This window comes from Variovorax sp. 01T439_2 (assembly GCF_056398445.1).
This window is the reverse complement of sequence record NZ_JBFTPJ010001165.1, coordinates 1-1,559: the sequence shown is the minus strand read 5'-3', so window position 1 is coordinate 1,559 and position 1,559 is coordinate 1. Positions and strand designations below refer to the sequence as shown.

Annotated in this window: 2 protein-coding genes; one reads left to right on the top strand and one right to left on the bottom strand. The window is 66.3% G+C overall.

The genetic code is table 11. The annotated features are described in order from the left end of the window. A partial coding sequence (gene xseB, locus AC1DOC_RS33110) for an exodeoxyribonuclease VII small subunit (RefSeq protein WP_478131503.1) occupies window positions 1-164 on the bottom strand: 164 nt, incomplete at its 3' end. Window positions 165-376: 212 nt separating this feature from the next. Here xseB and AC1DOC_RS33105 point away from each other — a divergent pair. Then, window positions 377-1,519: an aromatic ring-hydroxylating oxygenase subunit alpha gene (locus AC1DOC_RS33105; protein WP_012746711.1), complete on the top strand. Its 1,143-nt coding sequence runs from the start codon at window positions 377-379 to the stop codon at window positions 1,517-1,519. Window positions 1,520-1,559 lie beyond the last annotated feature (40 nt).

Here is a 1,559-nt window from a genome sequence, read left to right as displayed (position 1 = left end):
CGCTGGTAGCTGCCGAGCAGCTGGTCGAGCGGCAATTGGCCCGACTCGAGTTCTGCAACCAATTGTTCCAACTCCTGGAGCCCGGCATCGTAGCTGGCCGGCAGCGGCCCCGTGTCGGGCGTGGCGGCCGGGCTGGACGTGGCGGAAGAAGGAACCTTGGGCATGCGAGCGAACGAGTGTGAAACCGCGCATTTTAGGACGGGGAAGCAAACGGGCGCCGGCATGCGGCAAGCCACCGGCACTGCACTGCCCCCTTGGGTACAATCCGAGCTTCCCAAGCCGGCCGACCCGGCACAACTCTTCGGGCCGTCGCCCTCCAGACGGCGCCTTCCGTCTTTTCTTTTTTCTCCCTGTGGGGAGCTTGGTCAGGTCCTCCATGTCTGATTTAAGTCTTCAACTGCAGCAGGCCACGAGCCAACTTCCAGTTTCCGCGTACTTCGACGAGTCGCTCTACGCGCGCGAGATGCAAACGCTGTTCGCGCAGGGCCCGCGCTATGTGGGCCACCGCCTGGCCGTGCCCGAGCCCGGCAACTTCCACACCCTGCCGCAGGAGCACCAGGGCCGCGCGCTGGTGCACACGCCCAAGGGCGTGGAACTCATCTCCAACGTGTGCCGCCACCGCCAGGCGCTCATTCTCCAGGGCCGCGGCCAGCTCGACAGCCAGGCCGGCGGCAACATCGTCTGCCCGCTGCACCGCTGGACCTATGCGGCCAGCGATGCGCGCACCACCGGCACGCTGATCGGCGCGCCGCACTTCCAGCAGGACCCCTGCCTCAACCTGCACAACTATCCGCTCACCGAGTGGAACGGCCTGCTGTTCGAGCGCGGTCCCGATGGCGCGGGGCGCGACGTGGCGGCCGACATGGCCGAACTCGGCCCGCGCGCCGACCTCGACTTCACGGGCTACGCGCTCGACCGCGTCGAGCTGCACGAGTGCAACTACAACTGGAAGACCTTCATCGAGGTCTACCTGGAGGACTACCACGTCGGCCCGTTCCACCCGGGCCTGGGCAGCTTCGTCACCTGCGACGACCTGCGCTGGGAGTTCAACCGCAACTTCTCGGTGCAGACCGTGGGCGTGGCCAACCGGCTCGGCCGCGCGGGCAGCCCGATCTACCAGAAGTGGCAGGAGCAGCTGCTCAAGTACCGCGAAGGCAAGCCGCCCAAGTACGGCGCCATCTGGCTCACCTACTACCCGCACGTGATGATCGAGTGGTATCCGCATGTGCTCACGGTGTCGACGCTGCATCCGGTGAGCCCTACCAGGACGCTCAACATGGTCGAGTTCTTCTACCCCGAGGAAATCGTGGCCTTCGAGCGCGAGTTCGTCGAGGCCCAGCAGGCCGCCTACATGGAAACCTGCGTGGAGGACGACGAGATCGCCGAGCGCATGGACGCCGGCCGCCGCGCGCTCATGCTGCGCGGCGACGACGAGAGCGGCCCCTACCAGAGCCCGATGGAAGACGGCATGCAGCAGTTCCACGAGTGGTACCGCAGCGCAATGCAGAACAACGCCTGAGCCGAAGAACACAGTGCAAGCGCTCTGGATGGTGCTCGGC